Raw genomic sequence first — 509 nt, 5'->3', positions numbered from 1 at the left:
CGAACCCATCAACTTATTGGGGACTGGCGGGTGGCGCAGCTTCACAACCGTCTGGAACAACGGCTGAAAATCTGCCTCAGGCCCAGACTCCTGATCCTCGATGAGTTTGGGGTGTGGCCTTATGACCGTCAGGCCGCTACTGCCTAGTTCGCCCTTATCGCTGCGCGTTACGAGAACGGCAGCATCGTCCTCACCTCCAACAAGGGCTTTACCGAGTGGGGCGAGGTTCTGGGTGATGCCGTTGTGGCCTCTGCTGTACTTGACCGGCTGTTGCATCCCAGCAACGTCCTCAACATCCGGGGTGAAAGCTACCGGCTCAAGGGCAAGAAGAAGGCTGGACTCTTCAACCCTACCCACCTCAGCCGACCTTCGGCAGGCTCCGGGCTGGCTCTTAAAGCGGAGGTGAGAGTTTGAACCAGGAAGCAACGTGTGGGTTAAAAAAGTTCCGGCGCAGTGGGTCAAAAACATTCCGACCTTGGCCGGATAGGTTTCCGGAGTTAACCAATTCA

The 509-nt window shown here is 57.0% G+C and carries 1 pseudogene; it reads left to right on the top strand.

What is annotated here, in order from left to right:
* Positions 1–30 precede the first annotated feature (30 nt).
* Positions 31–414, top strand: a pseudogene (locus HW443_RS14280) (ATP-binding protein).
* The last annotated feature ends 95 nt before the right edge of the window (positions 415–509 follow it).

The organism is Candidatus Hakubella thermalkaliphila (genome assembly GCF_013281975.1).
Taxonomy (GTDB): domain Bacteria; phylum Actinomycetota; class Humimicrobiia; order Hakubellales; family Hakubellaceae; genus Hakubella; species Hakubella thermalkaliphila.
Note: the sequence above shows the minus strand (reverse complement) of the source record. Positions and strands in the feature narration are given on the sequence as shown.